Below are 18,125 nucleotides of genomic sequence, written 5' to 3'. Positions count from 1 at the left end.
TTAATCAATAATTTTTAAGAGAGTAACCAACTCTCGAGAAAAAATCTGAGGCGAATTTAACTAATATTTGACATATATTTAACACAAAGCCAGTAACTTTTAAGCTTTTAAAAATTTATAACACTGTAAATGAGTACTTTAACAAAAAACTTTTCGACGAAATACAATTCATCTCCATTCACTCAAATAAAAAATGAAGATTTCAAGCCTGCAATTCTTAAGTTAATTGAATCTACTAAAGCAGAAATTAACGTAATTACTAGCAATACTGAGTCTGCTACTTTTGAAAATACAATTGAAGCTTTAGAGTTTTCCGGACAACAATTAAACCGTGTAACAAGTATTTTTTTCAATTTAAATTCTGCTGAGACTAATGAAGATATTCAAAAAATAGCTCAAGATATATCACCCATATTATCTGAGTTTTCAAATGATATCACCTTGAATGAAGAATTATTTCTACGCGTAAAGGCTGTATATGAAAACAAACAAAATTTAAATCTTTCTACAGAACAAAACACGCTATTAGATAAAAAATATAAAAGTTTTTCTAGGAATGGAGCCAATTTAAATACTATAGAAAAACAAAAACTTAGAGAAATAGATAAAAAACTCTCTAAACTTAAATTACAATTTGGAGAAAATGTCTTAGCAGAAACAAATAAGTACGAGCTATTAATTACTAATGAAGATCAACTATCTGGCCTACCAGATGGTGCTAAAGAAGCAGCAAAACAATTAGCTGAAAGTAAAAACAAGCAAGGTTGGCTAATCACTTTAGACTACCCAAGTTATATACCATTCATGACGTATGCCGATAATCGCAAACTCCGTGAGACACTCTCTAAAGCTGCAGGAAGCAAAGCCTTTAAGGAAGATAAGCTAGACAATCAAAATATTGTTTTAGATATTGCAAATTTACGTTTTGAACGTGCCAATATTTTAGGTTATAAAACACATGCACATTTTATATTAGAAGAACGCATGGCCGAAACTCCAGAAACTGTTTTAAACTTTTTAAACGATTTACTACTAAAAGCCAAACCTGCAGCAGAAAATGAATTTAAAAACCTTGAAAATTTTGCAAAAGACATAGACAAAATTGACAGACTAGAAAAATGGGATGCCGCTTATTATTCTGAAAAGTTAAAACAAAAACTTTTTAGCTTAGATGACGAATTATTAAAACCATACTTTAAATTAGAAAATGTTATAAATGGCGCTTTTATAGTAGCTAAAAAACTTTTTGGTTTATCTTTTGAAGAAATTAATGATGTAGATAAGTACCATGAAGATGTTCTAACTTATAAAGTTACTAATGAAAATGGCGGTTTCACATCTCTTTTTTATGCTGATTTCTTCCCAAGAAAAGGAAAACGTAATGGCGCATGGATGACATCTTACAAATCTCAGTTTGTTAAAAACAATGAAGAAGAAAGACCACATGTTTCAATAGTTTGCAATTTTACCAAGCCTACAAAAAGTAAACCTTCTTTATTAACTTTTAATGAAGTCACTACTTTATTCCATGAGTTTGGTCATGCATTACATGGTATACTAGCAAACACAACTTATCCTAGTTTATCTGGAACAAGCGTATTCTGGGATTTTGTAGAATTACCTAGTCAGGTTATGGAAAATTGGTGTTATGAAAAAGAAGCTTTAGAGCTATTTGCTAAACACTATGAAACTGGAGAAATTATACCAATGGACTTAGTTAATAAAATAAAGGAATCTGCAACATTTCATGAAGGTATGCAAACATTAAGACAAATTAGTTTTGGCTTACTAGACATGTCTTGGCATGGCAAAAACCCTACACATATTGACAATGTTAAGTCTTATGAAAAAGAAACTTTTAAAAACACTAACTTATACCCAGATGTAGAAGAAAACTGTATGAGCACAGCGTTTTCACATATATTTCAAGGTGGTTATTCTTCCGGTTATTATAGCTACAAATGGGCAGAAGTTTTAGATGCTGATGCATTTGATTATTTTAAACAAGAAGGCATATTCAATAAAGAAATAGCTACTAAGTTTAAAGAGCATGTATTGTCTCAAGGTGGCACAGAAAACCCAATGGTTTTATATAAACGTTTTAGAGGTCAAGCACCAAAACCTGAAGCTTTATTAAAACGCGCAGGTTTAATTAAATAAGATTCTTTTTTAAAATAAATATAATATATAGGCGTTGGAATGATATCTAACGCCTTTTGCATGTCTATTAAAAACGTATTTAAAATAATAACTCATATTGTATGGATTATTTTACTTACCGCTTTAACACAAGTTGGAGGCTTTATTTGGGTCCTTACCTTAATACTATGTAAATTAAAACAATGGAAAAAAAGATATGTTTTTATAGCTCTATATTTACTTTTCAATGCAGTTATTATTCCTCCTATAGCTAACTATTTTGGAAGAGTAAGACTTCCTATTTCTAAACAAGGTCTAAAATGTAAAAACATTACCTATCCTATTCTTTTTAGAAATTATGTAAAACCCAAATTAAAAAAACTATTAGAAGATTCTGCTTTATCTTTAATAGAACAAGACAACATAAAAATCACTTATTTAGACGCAAACTTCCCATTTTATGATGGATTTCCTCTACTCCCGCATAGAAGTCATAATGATGGCAAAAAAATTGACATCTGTTTTATGTATAAAACTAAAAATGGGCTATCAACAAATAAAAAGCCATCTATATCTGGCTATGGTGTTTATGTAAAAAAAGAAAATATAGCAACTAAAAATTGCATAGAAAAAGGCTATTGGCAATATGATTTCCCTAAATACCTTACTCTTGGCACAATAAACAATTTAGATTTTGATGCAAATGCCACTAAAAAAATTATTACAACTTTTCTATCAAAATCCGCAACTCAAAAAATATTTATTGAACCTTATTTAAAAACAGAACTAAAATTAAACCGCTACAATAAAATAAGGTTTCATGGTTGTAAAGCAGTAAGACATGATGATCATATTCATTTACAAATAAAATAAACTTTCAATAATTATTGAAAGTTTAAAAATTATTGTATATTTGAACCATGGAATACAAAGAAGCAAAAATAAAATTCATTAGTACCTGGGGAAGCTTAGGTTCTCTTTGGGGCATTAATAAAGCTATGGCACAAATTCAAGCGTTACTTTTTATTTCTACAAAACCATTATCTATGGAAGAGATAATGGAAGATTTAAAAATTTCTAGAGGTAATACTTCTATGAATTTAAGACAATTAATGGATTGGGGTATCGTCACTAAAACATTTGTTGCTGGAGAAAGAAAAGAATTTTTCACTACAGAAAAAGACGTACAAGAATTAGCAAGAATTGTAGCAAAAGAAAGAAGTCGAAGAGAAATAAAACCAGTAATTAAAGTACTAGACGAAGTGTCTTCTATTAAAAACGATGGCACAGCAAAAACTAAAGAATTAATTAAACAAACTAAAGCATTACATGAATTAACCGAGACAGCAGATGCTATGATAAACAAACTAGTAAATCAAAAACAAAACTGGATAACAAAATCTGTTCTTAAACTTTTTAAATAAAAAAATTTAAATAAAACTTTCAATTTTTTCTGAAAGTTTAAAACAATTAAAAATTATGAAATATTTAAACAACATCAACCTATTTATCATCATAACGACAGCTATACTTTATTTAACTGTAATATTGGGATTATATGCTCAAGTAGTACTAGGTGTAACTCAAGTTTTAACGTCTTTAATTCTTATTTTTTATTGGAAATCTACATCTAAAAAAAATAAAAACAAACTGTTCAATTATTGGTCTTTTGTAGTAATATATTGGATTGGTTGGTTAATTCCATGGCCAAACTCTTTAGAAAACACATTTGGATTTGTAATTGGTCTAATAATTATTCCATTATCTATTTCTGTATATTTTATTACCCTTTTAGATAGTGTTACAAAAGAATATTATCTAGAAAAAAAGAGTGAACTATTGCTAAACATTTAAGATTAAACAATTATGAAATCAATACTACTTAATCAGCAAAAAAAATTAAAAAAAGACAAAATAGAAATGATAGATTTCTACAATGTTGCTACTGAAGATTATGAATTTTGGAGTAAAGATTTAAATATGCATTTTGGTTATTACTCGCCTTTTAAAAACAGTCTCTTTAAAAGAAATACTATGCTTAACGAAATGAATAATCAAGTACTTAAGCGATTAAATCTAAAAAACAAAAAAAATAATCTTATAGATTTGGGTTGCGGTGCTGGAGGCACAATGAGATATGCTTTAAAAAAAATCAAAAACATATCTGTTTTTGGAGTAACACTTTCAAGCTTTCAAGTAGAAAAAGGCAACCAATTACTAAGAGGTAAGAATGGTACTATATTAAATAAAAATTACAATAACACTTCGTTTAAACCAAATACTTTTGATGCGGCTTTAGCTATTGAAAGCTTATGTCACGATGGTCATAATAAAAAATCTTTAAAAGAAGCCTATCGTATATTAAAACCTAACGGAAGGTTCGTTATTGCTGATGCCTTCTTGAAAAAAGAAGAAAAAGAATTATGCTATGGCTCAAATTACGCGTACAGGAAACTTTGCTCACATTGGAGTTTAAGTAATTTGGGGTTAATAGAGAATATTGAAAATGATTTAAAAATATTAGGTTTTAAAAATATTAAAGTAGAAGATGTTTCTTTTAGAGTAGCGCCTTCTGTTTTACATGTTCCATTTGCCATCCTTGGATTTATTATAAAAAAAATATTTTCAAATAATCTCTTAAAAAGAGAAAGCTTACATAATCTTAAAGGCTCATTCTATGCTCTATTATCTGGATTACATATAAAAAGCTTTGGTTACTATATTATAAGCTGTACTAAATAATTTTTATGATAATGAAACCTAAAATTGCTTATAAAACTATAAACCTAATAATAGCCTTAGTTTGGTTCATTAATGGTCTTTATTGCAAAATATTAAACCAAGTACCAAGGCATCAAGAAATAGTCGCAAGGATTTTAAATACAGACTACTCTAGGACAATAACAATCATGATTGGATTATTAGAAATTTGTTTAGCCATATGGATTATAATTGGTTATAAACAAAAATTAAATGCTTTGCTTCAAATGTCAATTGTTTTAGCTATGAATATTATTGAGTTTATATTGGTTCCAGACCTATTGCTTTGGGGAGAACTTAATATAATATTTGCTATATCATTCATCATATTGGTGTATTTAAACAATTTCCGTTTCAATAAAAACAACAACTTAAGACAATGCTAAACAAACTTAAAAACCATCCATTTGCAGTAGAGGCATTTTTTAAAAGCTCACTAGTCTTAACATTTGCTGTTCCAAAAGAAGAACTAGAAGATCTAATTCCGGAATGTTTAAGTCTAGATTTATTTCAAAATAAATGGGCTTTTGTTGCTCTAGCCATGGTACAAACAAAAAACCTGAGACCAAAAGGTTTTCCTAAAATATTAGGCAATGACTTTTTTTTAATTGGTTATCGTGTATTCGTTCGTTACACAAATAAAAAAGGGAAACGCCTACGTGGATTATATATTTTAAAGTCTGAAACCAATAAAAAGAAAATGGCTTTTATGGGAAATATTTTTACTCACTATAATTATACAACAACAGACATTAATAGTTGTAAAAACGAAATAAGTTCTAAAAAATCAAAATTTAAAATTATTATTAAAAATCAAAGCAACACTATTTGTTTGCCTAAAAACTCACCTTTTGAAAACTGGAAAGAAGCCAGACGATTTGCTGGTCCATTACCATTTACTTTTACTTACAATAAAATAACAAAAGAAGTCTTAATAATTGAAGGAGTGAGACAAAACTGGAAACCCAAGCCTATAAATATTGAAAATTACAACATTAAATTCTTAGACACGCTACAATTAAAAGCTCCTGTCTTAGCTAATGCATTTATAATAGAAAACATTCCTTATTATTGGAAAAAAGGGAGAATAGAACTATGGAAATAAAAAGAAAAAAGTTTCAAGGCGTATTAAATATTTTGAGCTTTAACAGGCACTTTTACGTTATTGGATTAAGCATATTAACTTTATTAACTGGAAGTCAAGTGTTTTTTAAATGGCCAAGTATTTTGTTTTGGGCAATTATTGCTGCATTTATTTATGGATTGATTATGCCTTTACTTGTATCTGCTTATGTTTATGATTTTTCAGGTTACTATAATTTTAAGTGGCTAAAAAACTACAACCTAAGTAAATCAAAAAAAATAATCAATATTAATGCTGGTTTTGATGAAACTAGCTACATCTTAGAAGAGCATTTCCCTAAATCAATAATAAAAACTTTTGACTTCTACAATGATAAAAAACATACAGAACCTGCAATAGTAAGAGCAAGAAAGGTTAGTCTTGTCTATCCTGGAACAAAACAAATTAAAACAGATCAAATACCATTAAAAGATAAGTCTACAGATCTCATTTTTTTACTATCTACAGCACATGAAATACGCTCGAATAACGAAAAAGTAGAATTTTTAAAAGAATGTCGCCGCATTTGTAAATCAGATGGAAAAATAATAATGGTTGAGCATTTACGTGATTTATCAAATTTTTTAGCTTTTTCAATTGGTTTTACACATTTTTTTTCAAGAAAAACATGGATAAATTCATTTAAATCTGCAGGGTTTTCATCATTTAAAGAAACCAAATTCACACCATTCATGTCAATATTTGTATTCGAATGTCAATAATAAATTACTAAACATGGAAATTCATTTAAAAATAACAGGCATACTATTAATCTGTTTAGCTTTAATCCATATCTTTTTTCCGAAATATTTTAAATGGAATAAAGAATTAAAATCATTAAGTCTTATAAATAAACAAATGATGACAACTCATACGTTTTTTATTGCACTTACAATCTTTTTAATGGGGCTATTCTGTTTAACGTCATCAAATGAGATTATAAATACTAAATTAGGAAACACTATTGCTTTAGGTTTAGGTGTATTTTGGGTTTTCAGATTGCTTTTTCAACTTTTTATTTATTCACCTTCACTATGGAAAGGAAAAAAATTTGAAACTATAATTCATATTATATTCTCAATATTTTGGGTTTATTTTAGCTATACATTTCTAATTATATTTTTTAATAAATAAAAAAACTGATATACAACCATAAGTCATAATTCATATATATACTGCAATAACAATTACCAATATAGTTAGCCAGATAACATTAGTATATTATTTTTTTCTTTACATTTGAAAAAAAATGCCAAATATGCCAGATCACAAAATAGATCCTAACCAATGGATTAATTTGTATTCAGACTATTTATTTAATTATACCGTTTCTCGTGTAAGCGATAGAGAAATGGCACAAGACTTAGTATCTGAAACTTTTTTAGCTGGATTAAAATCAATGAAAAACTTTAAAGGAGAAGCCAGTGAACGCACATGGTTAATCTCAATTTTAAAACGAAAAATCATTGATTATTACCGTAAAATAAATTCTAATAAGGGTAAAGCTGAAGTTAGAATGAGTTATAATAGCGATACAGAAACAGAAGGAGATTGGCTAGAAGAACGCGTTGCAGATCCTTTTGATAAAACAGCAGAAGACGCTATAGAAAATACAGAATTAGGTTCTGCTATACATAATTGTTTAGACAAGTTACCTAAAAAACAAGCTCAAGTTTTTGAAATGAAAACAATTTTAAATTACGAAACTGAAGCAATTTGTAATGAATTGGATATTACTGCGTCTAACCTTTGGGTAATCATTCATAGAGCAAGAACTGCTATGGCTGGTTGTCTAGAAAAAAATTGGTTTTAAATGAGTAATAAAATATTTTTAAGTTGTGACGAAGCTAATCATACATGTGATAAAACACAGTATAAAGAAGCTTCTTTGTGGGAAAAAATTAAGTTAAATATCCATTTAGCTTATTGTGCTGCGTGCAGAAAATACACAAAAAACAATACTAAATTAACTAAACTAGTAAAGCAAAAACCTGTTAAATTAGACACTAAAGAAAAGTCTAAATTACAGTCTACATTTGAAAAAGAACTAGCTAATCATAATAATTAGCACTAAAATAAAAATAGGAATACTTTCTACCCAAAAGGAACTGTAAGAACGGTTCCTTTTTTTGTTGGCAAAAATCAAAAAAAGAGCAGTAATTAAAAACGTAAATAAGTGTATAATAATATTTTTACTTGTTAACTCATTTTTAAAATACTCCAAAAAGAAAAACACTAACAATAACAATACTCCAATTATTTTAGTTCGTTTTATTCCAATTTTTTGTGGAATAGTAGATAGCCGTAAACTATCAAATTGAAGATCTCTAATTTCAAATGGCAAGACTAAAACAATTACAAAAATAAAGCGCTGAAAACCTGTAATATAAACATCAGCATCAAATACATAACCTTTATTAATTAATGGTAAAAAAACAGTAACACCAGACCAAACCAATCCTACAACATATACTTTTAATCCACTAATATCTCTTAAATTTTGCTGGTTATCTAAGTACATTTTTTTTGGCAGAAATGGAATAGCATATAAAAACGTAATAATACCAAAAACAAAAATACATATCAAAGTATTTTTATCTAAAAACCAAGCATAATAACACATTAAAACAAAACAAGCAAAAGAGAATACTTGAATTACTTTTAACCATGTTGTTAAACTACGATGATGAAATTTTGCAATACCAAAATACTTTACAAAATTATAACCAGTAATGGTAGCATAGAAATTAAAATATAACATACTCTCATCATATACAATATTAAAGTTTTTAAGTGTAATCCATGTTAAAGCATATACTGCAAAGGCTACATGAATACTAGCATTAAGATAAAAATCATATAGTTGTTTAAAAAATCGCATTAAACAAAGTTAATCAAACTGTTAATAACAACTTTAAATGGTTAAAAACTTTCAATTTTAACATAAAAAAAAGCATTAGTTTTCTTTACTTTTGTCCAAACAACTATAACTCAAATTGTAATGAATACAAAGTCTTTCGCACTACGTCATATTGGTCCAAGAGAAGAGGATCAAAACCAAATGTTAAATTCACTTGGAGTAGACAGTATGGAACAACTTATATACGAAACTGTACCAGACGACATTCGTTTAAAACAAGACTTAGACTTAAATACCGCTATGAGCGAATTTGAGTACTCGTCTCACATAAACGAACTCTCTAAACAAAATAAAATCTTTAAAACTTATATTGGTTTAGGGTATCACCCAACCATTTTACCAGCAGTAATTCAACGTAATATATTAGAAAATCCAGGTTGGTATACTGCATATACACCTTACCAAGCAGAAATAGCCCAAGGTCGTTTAGAAGCTTTGCTAAATTTCCAGACTATGGTAACCGATTTAACAGGAATGGAGCTAGCAAATGCATCTCTCTTAGACGAAAGTACTGCTGCAGCAGAAGCTATGAGTTTATTATTTGCTGTTAGAGAACGTGCACAAAAAAAGGCAGGAGTAAATAAGTTTTTCGTTTCTGAAACTATTTTACCTCAAACTTTATCATTATTACAAACTCGTGCTATACCAATTGGTATTGAATTAGTTATTGGTAATGAAACTGATTTTGATTTTTCTTCAGACTTTTTTGGAGCAATTCTACAATATCCTGGTCAAAACGGACAAGTTACCGACATAAAAACATTTATAGCAAAAGCTAAAGAAGCACAAATTAAAGTAGCTGTAGCTGCAGACATTTTAAGTTTAGTAAAACTTGAATCACCTGGAAAGTTTGGTGCAGATGTTGTTGTTGGAACAACGCAACGTTTCGGAATCCCTTTAGGTTATGGCGGACCTCATGCAGCCTATTTTGCTACAAAAGAAGCTTACAAACGAGATATTCCTGGTCGTATTATTGGTGTAACTAAAGATAAGAATGGCAACAGAGCTTTACGTATGGCTCTACAAACACGAGAACAACATATAAAAAGAGACAAAGCTACTTCTAACATTTGTACAGCTCAAGTACTATTAGCAGTTATGGCAGGAATGTATGGTGTTTATCATGGCCCAAAAGGTTTAACACACATAGCTGAAGGCGTTCATAATACCGCATCAACTTTAGCAAATGCTTTAGTTAAATTAGGCATAGAGCAAACTAACACTTCCTTTTTCGATACTATACAATTAAATGCAAATGCCACAACAGTAAAGGTTATTGCAGAGAAACATGAAGTAAATTTCAATTATCCAAATGCTGAAACGGTAACAATTTCTGTTAATGAAACAACAACGGTTTCAGACATTAATGAAATCATTTCAATATTTGCTGAGGCTACAAATAAGGATTCATTTAGTATAGATGCTATTTCTGAATCTAACAATATAGAACAATCATTACAACGTGAAACAGATTTTTTAACATTAGACGTATTTAATAGTCATCATTCTGAAACAGAATTGATGCGTTATATAAAATTATTAGAACGTAAAGATTTATCATTAAATCATTCTATGATTTCTTTAGGATCTTGTACAATGAAACTTAATGCAGCTTCAGAAATGCTACCATTAAGCTCACCAAATTGGGGTAACATCCACCCTTTTGTTCCAATTGAGCAAGCTAAAGGTTACCAAACAGTTTTAAGTGCATTAGAAGATCAATTAACAGAAATAACAGGTTTTGCAGGTACTTCTTTACAACCTAACTCAGGCGCTCAAGGAGAATTTGCAGGTTTAATGGTTATTAGAGCTTATCATGAATCTCGTGGTGATTATAATAGAAACATTTGTTTAATACCTTCATCTGCTCATGGTACAAATCCTGCTAGTGCAATAATGGCTGGTATGAAAGTAGTTGTAACAAAAGCTACTGAAGAAGGTAATATTGACGTTAATGATTTAAGAGAAAAAGCTGAATTACACAAAGATAACTTAGCTGCATTAATGGTTACCTATCCATCTACGCATGGTGTGTATGAATCTGCTATTAAAGAAATTACACAGTTAATTCATGACAATGGCGGACAAGTATATATGGATGGCGCAAATATGAATGCCCAAGTAGGTTTAACAAACCCAGGGAATATTGGAGCAGATGTTTGCCACTTAAACTTACATAAAACCTTCGCTATTCCTCACGGTGGTGGCGGACCAGGAGTTGGGCCAATTTGTGTTGCAAAACAATTAGTACCATTCTTACCGGGGAATCCATTAATAAAAACTGGAGGAGAAAAAGCAATTACAGCTATTTCTGCAGCTCCTTTTGGTTCTGCTTTAGCTTGTTTAATTTCTTATGGCTATATAAAAATGTTAGGAGCTAAAGGTTTAAAGAAATCTACAGAGATTGCAATCTTAAATGCAAATTACATTAAAGAAAGATTACAAGGCTCATTCGAAACATTATATTCTGGTGAACGTGGTAGAGCGGCTCATGAAATGATTATAGATTGTCGTCCATTTAAAGCACATGGTATCGAAGTTGTTGATATTGCTAAACGTTTAATGGATTATGGTTTTCATGCACCAACAGTTTCATTTCCAGTAGCAGGAACTATGATGATTGAACCTACCGAAAGTGAAAGTAAAGCAGAAATGGATCGTTTTTGTGATGCCATGATTTCTATTAGACAAGAAATTGACCAAGCAACAAAAGAAGACACTAATAACCCTTTAAAGAATGCACCTCATACAATGGCTATGGTTACTAGTGACGAATGGTTATTACCGTATTCACGTGAAAAAGCGGCTTTCCCATTAGATTATGTCTATGATAATAAATTCTGGCCTACAGTACGTCGTGTTGATGATGCTTATGGAGACAGGAATTTAATATGTACATGTGCACCAATTGAAGCCTATATGGAAGCATAATACCACGATTGAACGTCGTAAAATAGAATAAAATAAAATTTGCCTTTAATTATTTGACTTTATATTCGCTACATTAGCAAAAAAAGTCCCCAAATAATTAAAGGCAAATCCTTTTATATGAATATTAAGTTTACAGGAACAGGAAGTTACATTCCTAGTGGTATTGAAAAAAATGAAGATTTCCATCAACATAGATTCTTAAATATTGATGGTTCTTCCATTAACCATTCTAATGAAGTTATTGTAGAAAAATTTAAAGCTATAACAGGTATAGATGAAAGGCGTTATGCTAAGCCACATTTAACCTCATCTGATTTAGCTTTTTTTGCTGCAGAAAAAGCAATTGTAAATGCTAACATAGATCCTGAAACTCTCGACTATATTATTGTTGCTCATAATTTTGGAGATGTAAAACACGAAACTGTTCAAAGTGATATTTTACCCTGTTTAGCATCTCGAGTTAAACATAGTTTACGCATAAAAAACCCTAAATGTGTTGCCTATGATATTTTATTTGGCTGCCCTGGTTGGATTGAAGGTGTTATACAGGCTCAAGCATTTATAAAAGCTGGAATAGCAAAAAAATGTTTAGTAGTAGGTAGCGAAACTTTATCTCGAGTTGTAGATAAACACGATCGAGATTCAATGATATATAGTGATGGCGCTGGAGCTGCTGTTATAGAATCTACAGACAATGAAGGAGGCATTTTAGCTCATGAAACTGCTAGCTATACATACGATGAGGCTTATTATTTATTCTATGGAAATTCAAACAACCAAACATTACCTACAGATGTAAGATATCTTAAGATGCATGGTAGAAAAATTTACGAATTCGCATTAAATAATGTCCCTCAAGCAATGAAAACTTGTTTAGACAAAAGTGGTATTGATATAAAAGACGTAAAAAAAATATTGATTCATCAAGCCAATGAAAAAATGGATGAAGCAATTATTAAACGTTTTTATCGCTTATACAAAACTCCAGAACCTAAAGGCATTATGCCCATGAGTATTCATAAGCTTGGAAATAGCTCTGTAGCAACTGTACCAACACTTTTTGATCTAATTAGAAATAATAAATTAGAAAATCAAGAGATAAAAAAAGGTGATGTTATTATATTTGCAAGTGTTGGTAGCGGAATGCATATTAACGCTATAGTTTATAAATACTAATTCATCATTTTGTACGAAGGTAAATTTCCTCACAAGCGCTATAAATTAACTTTTGAGTTTTTAGAAAAGCACATCTCTAAAGAACAATCTATTTTAGATTTAGGTGTTATTAATCCGTTTACAGAAGTTATGGTAAATGCAGGGTTCAAAGTAGAGAACACCAATGGTGAAGATTTAGACTTTGATTCTTCTGCTATTGAAAATTCTAATGCCGATGTTGTTACTGCATTTGAAATATTTGAACATCTATTATCTCCTTTAACTGTACTACAATCTATAAAAGCAGACAAACTAATCGCAAGTATACCAATGCGTTTATGGTTTTCTTCAGCATACAGAAGCAAAACAGATAAATGGGATAGACATTTTCATGAATTTGAAGATTGGCAATTTGATTGGTTATTAGAAAAGGCAGGTTGGAAAATAATAGATTCAAAAAAATGGACCAATCCAACTAAAAAAATTGGAATACGCCCAATTTTAAGATGGTTTACACCGCGTTATTATATTGTATACGCAGAGAGAATTAAAAATTGAAATTTTTAATTACTAAAAAGACTCTCCCAATTGTATTGGATTTTGGAATTTAATTACTGTAATTTGTCTTTATGAATTTTTACATTGTCATTCCTGCTCATAATGAAGAAGACTGTATTGGTTTAATGCTCGATTCCTTAGCCAAACAAACCGTTCTACCCAAAAAAGTAGTTGTAGTTAACGATAATTCTACGGATTCCACTATCGATATTGCAAACAAATTATCTTCTACATATAAATGGTTAAATGTAATAAGCATTCAATCTTCAAAAGATCACATTCCGGGAAGTAAAGTAATTAATGCCTTCTATAAGGGCTACGAAACTCTAGATAACGATTATGATATTATCTGTAAGTTTGATGCTGACATTATTTTACCTAATAATTATTTAGAATCATTAATAAAGCTTTTTAATAGCGACCCAAAAGTTGGCATTGCTGGTGGATTGGCATATATAAAAAAAGGCCAGCAATGGATTTACGAAACAATTGCGTCCAAGAACCATGTTCGCGGTCCATTTAAAGCCTATAGAAAACAATGCTTTAAAGATATTGATGGTTTAAAACTTAGTATTGGATGGGACACAATAGACGTACTATTGGCTCAATACTATCATTGGACAATTAAAACAGATAAGTCCCTACAGGTAAAGCATTTAAAACCTACAGGAAAAACCTATCATAAAAGTAGTAAATATTTACAAGGAGAAGCATTATATAAGATGCGTTATGGATTTATTTTGTCTACTATGTTTGCATTAAGGAATGCGATAAGTAAAAGAGATATAACTTATTTTTTTTATACTATATTAGGTTTTTTTAAAACGAATAATAATAATAATATTGATTTTATAATCACCAATCAACAAGGTCAGTTTATAAGAAAATTACTTTGGAGAAACTTTTACAAAAAATTTATTTAAATGTCTGTAACTTTGAATTTATAATTTTCCGATTTTGAACATATATATTGTAATCCCTGCTCACAATGAAGCAGATTGTATTAGTCTAACATTAGAATCTATAGTAAAACAAACTCTTTTACCAAAACAACTTGTTATCGTAAACGACAATTCTACAGATAATACAAAAAGTATTGTTGAAAAATTCGTATCGAAACATTCTTGGATTACACTAATAAATTCAACATCCTCAAATAAACATTTACCAGGTTCAAAAATTATAAATGCTTTTTATAAGGGTTTTAAAATACTAGATAGCAATTATGATATTATCTGCAAGTTTGATGCAGATTTGATTTTTCCTGAAAACTATTTAGAAAAAATCTCCAATCATTTTAAAGGAAATGCAAAATTAGGAATGGCAGCTGGTTTCTGCTACATTAGTAAAAATGATAATTGGGTTATAGAAAATCTAACACGAAAAGATCACATTAGAGGTGCATTAAAAGCTTACAGAAAAAAATGTTTTAATGATATTGGCAAACTAAAACCTGCAATGGGTTGGGATACAGTAGACGAGCTTTTAGCTCAATATTATGATTGGGAATTATTAACAGATAGCTCCCTACATGTCAAGCATTTAAAACCTACAGGAATTAACTATAACAAATCTGCAAAATATTTACAAGGGGAAGCCATGTACAAAATGCGTTATGGCTTTTTATTAAATCTTTTAACAGCTTTAAAAATGGGAGTTAAAAAAAGAAAAATTTCTTATTTTAATAATTATATGGTTGGCTATTGTAAAGCAGTAATTAATAAACCTGATCGACTAGTAACAATATCTCAAGGTGTTTTTATTAGAAAGTTACGCTGGAAAAACATTTTACAAAAGTTAAAAAAATAATTTTCATTTTTAACAAAATCATTCTAATTGAAACTCCATGCTTTATAACTATTTGAAGCTTCTAATCTATTTTCTTTAGTATCTTCAAGTTCGGAAAAGAAATCTATCCCTGTTAATTTCTCCACTTCATCCACAGATACTACAAATTTATACAGAGGTTCTTTTGAATCTTTATGATTTAACAAAAACGCTAATACCTTTGTATTTCCTGAATTGTTATCTATTATAACTTTATAGAATTGATTTGGCACAGCTACCTTTTCTGAACCTATTGTTTTCATTTTTCCTTTTAAAACACCGCCAGTAACAACAAATACACCATCATACTTACTTGCCCAATAACGAACTTTTTGCTCTAAGCGATTCCAAACTCCTGAATTAAATTCATGCGTTTGAGGACTAATATTACTTGTTAAGAACGTTTCATCATGAGCATATTTACTATATTTCCTGTCACCAGCTGGGCATAAATGCCCACGATCGTAACCAGATTTTTTATAATTTCTCCAATGCGCGGCTTTTGTTTTTACAGCTTTATCGACTTCAAAATAAGGGCGTTTAAAATTAGTATTGCTTAAATGAGATTTTTTTAATTCGTAAGCTACCCATTCAGCTTGCTCATGCGGTTCGCTGTAGCTTAAACTGTAACCTTCATGATGTATAATTTGTCCTGTTGTACTTTTTGGTAGAAAATATTCATTAGTATCATTTTTTACTGAAGCACCTTGGGTTACAATTTGTTGTTCTGCTTCTTTTTCAGAATATAGATTGTAAGAATAAAAAGCTATTAACACTATAGCTGTAAGAATAGAATAAATTGTTTTTTTAGTCATAAAATAATTAATGAAAGAACATGATATAAAAAAACCCAATCAATAGATTGGGCTCTTTCTTAGATATTATTTTAAAAAAGTAATAAATTAATTTTTCTTTAAATCATTTACTTTCCCTTTTACATCTTCAGCAGCTTTATTCACTGCATCTCCAGCATCTTTAGCCATATCTTTAGCGCCATCTACTGCATTACCTGCAGCATCTTTAGCAGCATCTGCAGCTCCTTCAATTGCATCTCCAGCATCTTTTGCCATGTCTTTAGCGCCATCTACTACATTTCCTGCAGCATCTTTAGTAGCCTCTGCAGCATTTTCAATTGCATCACCAGTTGCTTCTACAGCATTTTCAACTGCATCTCCAGTTGCTTCAGCAGCATTTTCAACTGCATCTCCAGTTGCTTCTACAGCATTTTCAACTGCATCTCCAGCTTTATCAGCTCCTTCTTTTACATCTCTACATGATGTGAACGTTGCGCTTAATGCTAATAATAAAGCTGCGCTAAATAAAATTTTTTTCATTGGTTTCGTTATTTGAGTTTTAAATATGTCGTGAAAGTAATATTTTGTAAGCTAATTTCAGTGATTTTTTTTAACAAATTTTAACATTTCATCGATAATATGTCAATATTATAGCTTATCTACGTAAAAAATTAAGAATTTGGATGACCGCACCTTCATTATTTTTTATATAGTCTCTATTATTTTTCCCAAAAATGGCTCTTTTATTTTCGTTATCTACAAAATTATTCAAAGCTGTATTCAGTTCTTGTTGATTATTCACAGAAATTAGACCTTCATTATCAATCATTTCTTGAGCTTCAGGAAACTTATCATGATTTTTGCCAATAATTATTGGCACTCCAAAAACCGCTGCTTCTAATGTATTATGCAAACCTGTTGTTCCCATTGCACCACCTATATATGCAATATCTGCATAGTTATATACTTTGGTTAACAAACCAATAGTATCTAGAATAAGTATTTGATAGTTAGAGATTAACTTCCCTTCTTTTTCAGAAAACAAAACACATTTCTTTTCAATACTATTTTTTAAGCTTTGAATTTGTGTAGGCTTAATATTATGAGGAGCAATAATGAATTTTACTCCTACTTTTAAATGATTATTAATATACTCTACTAGGAACTTTTCATCTTCTTCCCAAGAACTACCTACAACAACACATAAATCACTGGCTTTAAAATCTTTTATAAAGTCTATTGTATTATCTTGATTTAGTTGATTTGACACTCTATCAAATCTTGTATCCCCAGAAACGGTTACAGATTTATACTCTATATTTTGTAAAAGTAGTTTTGAGCTTTCATTTTGAGTAAAAATATGTTCAAAGGCAAATAAAGCCTCTTTGGTATGCTTTCCATACCATTTAAAAAAAGATTGATTTTCTCTAAATGTAGCAGAGATTAGAATAGCTCTTAATTGTCTTCTCTTTAATTCATTTAAAAAATTAGGCCATATCTCATATTTTACAAACACAGTTAATTCAGGATGTACAACATTTAAAAAACGTTTTGCATTATTTTTAGTATCTAAAGGTAAATACACAACCACATCTGCAAAAGGAGCATTTTTTTTAATTTCATAACCTGAAGGCGAGAAAAAAGATAATACAATCTTATGTTTAGGATACTGTGTTCTAAGATTTGTAAACACAGGTAAGCCTTGTTCGTACTCTCCTAAAGATGCACAATGAAACCACAATGTTTTATCATTATTTGAAATTTTGGCTTTTAAAACCTTAAACACTTGACGCCTTCCAATAACACCAAGCTTAATCTTCGTGTTAAATAATGCAATAACTTTCAGTATTAAACTGGCTAAATATATTCCTAAAGAGTAAATTAAATTCAACTTAAATTTGCTTTGTGCTAAAATACA

The 18,125-nt window shown here is 29.7% G+C and carries 20 protein-coding genes; 16 read left to right on the top strand and 4 right to left on the bottom strand.

Annotation, left to right across the window (positions count from 1 at the left end; translation table 11 throughout):
* The first annotated feature begins 129 nt into the window (after positions 1–129).
* The 11 genes from Q0997_RS14905 (at position 130) to Q0997_RS14855 (ending at position 8,090) form a co-directional block, all read left to right on the top strand.
* On the top strand, positions 130–2,160 hold the full coding sequence (locus Q0997_RS14905) for a M3 family metallopeptidase (protein ID WP_299890198.1): 2,031 nt from the start codon (positions 130–132) through the stop codon (positions 2,158–2,160).
* 60 nt (positions 2,161–2,220) lie between these two features.
* A complete protein-coding gene (locus Q0997_RS14900) occupies positions 2,221–3,012 on the top strand; it encodes a hypothetical protein (RefSeq protein ID WP_299890196.1) in 792 nt (263 codons plus the stop codon).
* A 47-nt stretch (positions 3,013–3,059) separates the two neighbouring features.
* Positions 3,060–3,563 carry an ArsR family transcriptional regulator gene (locus tag Q0997_RS14895; protein ID WP_299890194.1) on the top strand — a complete coding sequence of 168 codons (504 nt, stop codon included), beginning with the start codon at positions 3,060–3,062 and terminating at the stop codon, positions 3,561–3,563.
* A gap of 55 nt (positions 3,564–3,618) precedes the next feature.
* Positions 3,619–3,993, top strand: coding sequence for a hypothetical protein (locus Q0997_RS14890; RefSeq protein ID WP_299890192.1), 375 nt, complete (start codon positions 3,619–3,621; stop codon positions 3,991–3,993).
* 12 nt (positions 3,994–4,005) lie between these two features.
* On the top strand, positions 4,006–4,881 hold the full coding sequence (locus tag Q0997_RS14885) for a class I SAM-dependent methyltransferase (protein WP_299890190.1): 876 nt from the start codon (positions 4,006–4,008) through the stop codon (positions 4,879–4,881).
* An 11-nt stretch (positions 4,882–4,892) separates the two neighbouring features.
* Positions 4,893–5,285, top strand: a complete 393-nt coding sequence (locus Q0997_RS14880) for a DoxX-like family protein (protein ID WP_299890188.1) — start codon at positions 4,893–4,895, stop codon at positions 5,283–5,285.
* Complete coding sequence (locus Q0997_RS14875) at positions 5,279–6,004, top strand: DUF2071 domain-containing protein (RefSeq protein ID WP_299890186.1); 726 nt, start codon at positions 5,279–5,281, stop codon at positions 6,002–6,004. Before Q0997_RS14880 ends, Q0997_RS14875 begins: the two co-directional genes overlap by 7 nt.
* Positions 5,995–6,744, top strand: a complete 750-nt coding sequence (locus Q0997_RS14870; protein WP_299890185.1) for a methyltransferase domain-containing protein — start codon at positions 5,995–5,997, stop codon at positions 6,742–6,744. Before Q0997_RS14875 ends, Q0997_RS14870 begins: the two co-directional genes overlap by 10 nt.
* Before the next feature lie 13 nt (positions 6,745–6,757).
* Positions 6,758–7,156 (top strand): hypothetical protein, encoded by a 399-nt coding sequence (locus Q0997_RS14865; protein ID WP_299890184.1) that lies wholly within the window; start codon positions 6,758–6,760, stop codon positions 7,154–7,156.
* 124 nt (positions 7,157–7,280) lie between these two features.
* Positions 7,281–7,835 carry a sigma-70 family RNA polymerase sigma factor gene (locus Q0997_RS14860; RefSeq protein WP_299890182.1) on the top strand — a complete coding sequence of 185 codons (555 nt, stop codon included), beginning with the start codon at positions 7,281–7,283 and terminating at the stop codon, positions 7,833–7,835.
* The gene (locus tag Q0997_RS14855; RefSeq protein WP_299890181.1) at positions 7,836–8,090 is read left to right on the top strand and encodes a glycine dehydrogenase; all 255 of its coding nucleotides are present in this window, start codon (positions 7,836–7,838) and stop codon (positions 8,088–8,090) included.
* Here Q0997_RS14855 and Q0997_RS14850 read toward each other — a convergent pair.
* Positions 8,070–8,903 (bottom strand): hypothetical protein, encoded by an 834-nt coding sequence (locus tag Q0997_RS14850; RefSeq protein ID WP_299890179.1) that lies wholly within the window; start codon positions 8,901–8,903, stop codon positions 8,070–8,072. The genes Q0997_RS14855 and Q0997_RS14850 overlap by 21 nt on opposite strands.
* Before the next feature lie 120 nt (positions 8,904–9,023).
* Here Q0997_RS14850 and gcvP point away from each other — a divergent pair, with 120 nt between their 5' ends.
* From gcvP to Q0997_RS14825, 5 genes are all read left to right on the top strand, one after another.
* Entirely contained in the window at positions 9,024–11,873 is a 2,850-nt protein-coding gene (gcvP, locus tag Q0997_RS14845; RefSeq protein WP_299890177.1) for an aminomethyl-transferring glycine dehydrogenase, read from the top strand.
* Positions 11,874–11,990: 117 nt separating this feature from the next.
* Complete coding sequence (locus Q0997_RS14840; protein WP_299890175.1) at positions 11,991–13,049, top strand: 3-oxoacyl-ACP synthase III family protein; 1,059 nt, start codon at positions 11,991–11,993, stop codon at positions 13,047–13,049.
* Positions 13,050–13,058: 9 nt separating this feature from the next.
* On the top strand, positions 13,059–13,586 hold the full coding sequence (locus tag Q0997_RS14835) for a methyltransferase (RefSeq protein WP_299890173.1): 528 nt from the start codon (positions 13,059–13,061) through the stop codon (positions 13,584–13,586).
* Positions 13,587–13,657: 71 nt separating this feature from the next.
* Positions 13,658–14,509, top strand: coding sequence for a glycosyltransferase family 2 protein (locus tag Q0997_RS14830; RefSeq protein WP_299890171.1), 852 nt, complete (start codon positions 13,658–13,660; stop codon positions 14,507–14,509).
* Between the two features lie 34 nt (positions 14,510–14,543).
* Positions 14,544–15,395 carry a glycosyltransferase gene (locus Q0997_RS14825; RefSeq protein ID WP_299890170.1) on the top strand — a complete coding sequence of 284 codons (852 nt, stop codon included), beginning with the start codon at positions 14,544–14,546 and terminating at the stop codon, positions 15,393–15,395.
* Between the two features lie 23 nt (positions 15,396–15,418).
* On the opposite strand, the gene Q0997_RS14820 is transcribed toward Q0997_RS14825, so the two are convergent.
* The 3 genes from Q0997_RS14820 to Q0997_RS14810 form a co-directional block, all read right to left on the bottom strand.
* Complete coding sequence (locus Q0997_RS14820; protein WP_299890168.1) at positions 15,419–16,228, bottom strand: DNA/RNA non-specific endonuclease; 810 nt, start codon at positions 16,226–16,228, stop codon at positions 15,419–15,421.
* A gap of 87 nt (positions 16,229–16,315) precedes the next feature.
* Positions 16,316–16,747 carry a hypothetical protein gene (locus Q0997_RS14815; RefSeq protein ID WP_299890166.1) on the bottom strand — a complete coding sequence of 144 codons (432 nt, stop codon included), beginning with the start codon at positions 16,745–16,747 and terminating at the stop codon, positions 16,316–16,318.
* Positions 16,748–16,862: 115 nt separating this feature from the next.
* Positions 16,863–18,098 (bottom strand): glycosyltransferase N-terminal domain-containing protein, encoded by a 1,236-nt coding sequence (locus Q0997_RS14810; RefSeq protein ID WP_299890164.1) that lies wholly within the window; start codon positions 18,096–18,098, stop codon positions 16,863–16,865.
* Positions 18,099–18,125: the final 27 nt, after the last annotated feature.

The organism is uncultured Lacinutrix sp., assembly GCF_947500325.1.
Classification (GTDB): domain Bacteria; phylum Bacteroidota; class Bacteroidia; order Flavobacteriales; family Flavobacteriaceae; genus Lacinutrix.
This window is presented reverse-complemented; position numbering and strand designations above follow the sequence as displayed.

Coding starts and splice junctions, on each gene's coding strand:
- Q0997_RS14905 (WP_299890198.1), top strand. CDS start 130: ATGAGTACTTTAACAAAAAACTTTTCGACGAAATACAATTCATCTCCA.
- Q0997_RS14900 (WP_299890196.1), top strand. CDS start 2,221: ATGTCTATTAAAAACGTATTTAAAATAATAACTCATATTGTATGGATT.
- Q0997_RS14895 (WP_299890194.1), top strand. CDS start 3,060: ATGGAATACAAAGAAGCAAAAATAAAATTCATTAGTACCTGGGGAAGC.
- Q0997_RS14890 (WP_299890192.1), top strand. CDS start 3,619: ATGAAATATTTAAACAACATCAACCTATTTATCATCATAACGACAGCT.
- Q0997_RS14885 (WP_299890190.1), top strand. CDS start 4,006: ATGAAATCAATACTACTTAATCAGCAAAAAAAATTAAAAAAAGACAAA.
- Q0997_RS14880 (WP_299890188.1), top strand. CDS start 4,893: ATGAAACCTAAAATTGCTTATAAAACTATAAACCTAATAATAGCCTTA.
- Q0997_RS14875 (WP_299890186.1), top strand. CDS start 5,279: ATGCTAAACAAACTTAAAAACCATCCATTTGCAGTAGAGGCATTTTTT.
- Q0997_RS14870 (WP_299890185.1), top strand. CDS start 5,995: ATGGAAATAAAAAGAAAAAAGTTTCAAGGCGTATTAAATATTTTGAGC.
- Q0997_RS14865 (WP_299890184.1), top strand. CDS start 6,758: ATGGAAATTCATTTAAAAATAACAGGCATACTATTAATCTGTTTAGCT.
- Q0997_RS14860 (WP_299890182.1), top strand. CDS start 7,281: ATGCCAGATCACAAAATAGATCCTAACCAATGGATTAATTTGTATTCA.
- Q0997_RS14855 (WP_299890181.1), top strand. CDS start 7,836: ATGAGTAATAAAATATTTTTAAGTTGTGACGAAGCTAATCATACATGT.
- Q0997_RS14850 (WP_299890179.1), bottom strand. CDS start 8,903: ATGCGATTTTTTAAACAACTATATGATTTTTATCTTAATGCTAGTATT.
- gcvP (WP_299890177.1), top strand. CDS start 9,024: ATGAATACAAAGTCTTTCGCACTACGTCATATTGGTCCAAGAGAAGAG.
- Q0997_RS14840 (WP_299890175.1), top strand. CDS start 11,991: ATGAATATTAAGTTTACAGGAACAGGAAGTTACATTCCTAGTGGTATT.
- Q0997_RS14830 (WP_299890171.1), top strand. CDS start 13,658: ATGAATTTTTACATTGTCATTCCTGCTCATAATGAAGAAGACTGTATT.
- Q0997_RS14820 (WP_299890168.1), bottom strand. CDS start 16,228: ATGACTAAAAAAACAATTTATTCTATTCTTACAGCTATAGTGTTAATA.
- Q0997_RS14815 (WP_299890166.1), bottom strand. CDS start 16,747: ATGAAAAAAATTTTATTTAGCGCAGCTTTATTATTAGCATTAAGCGCA.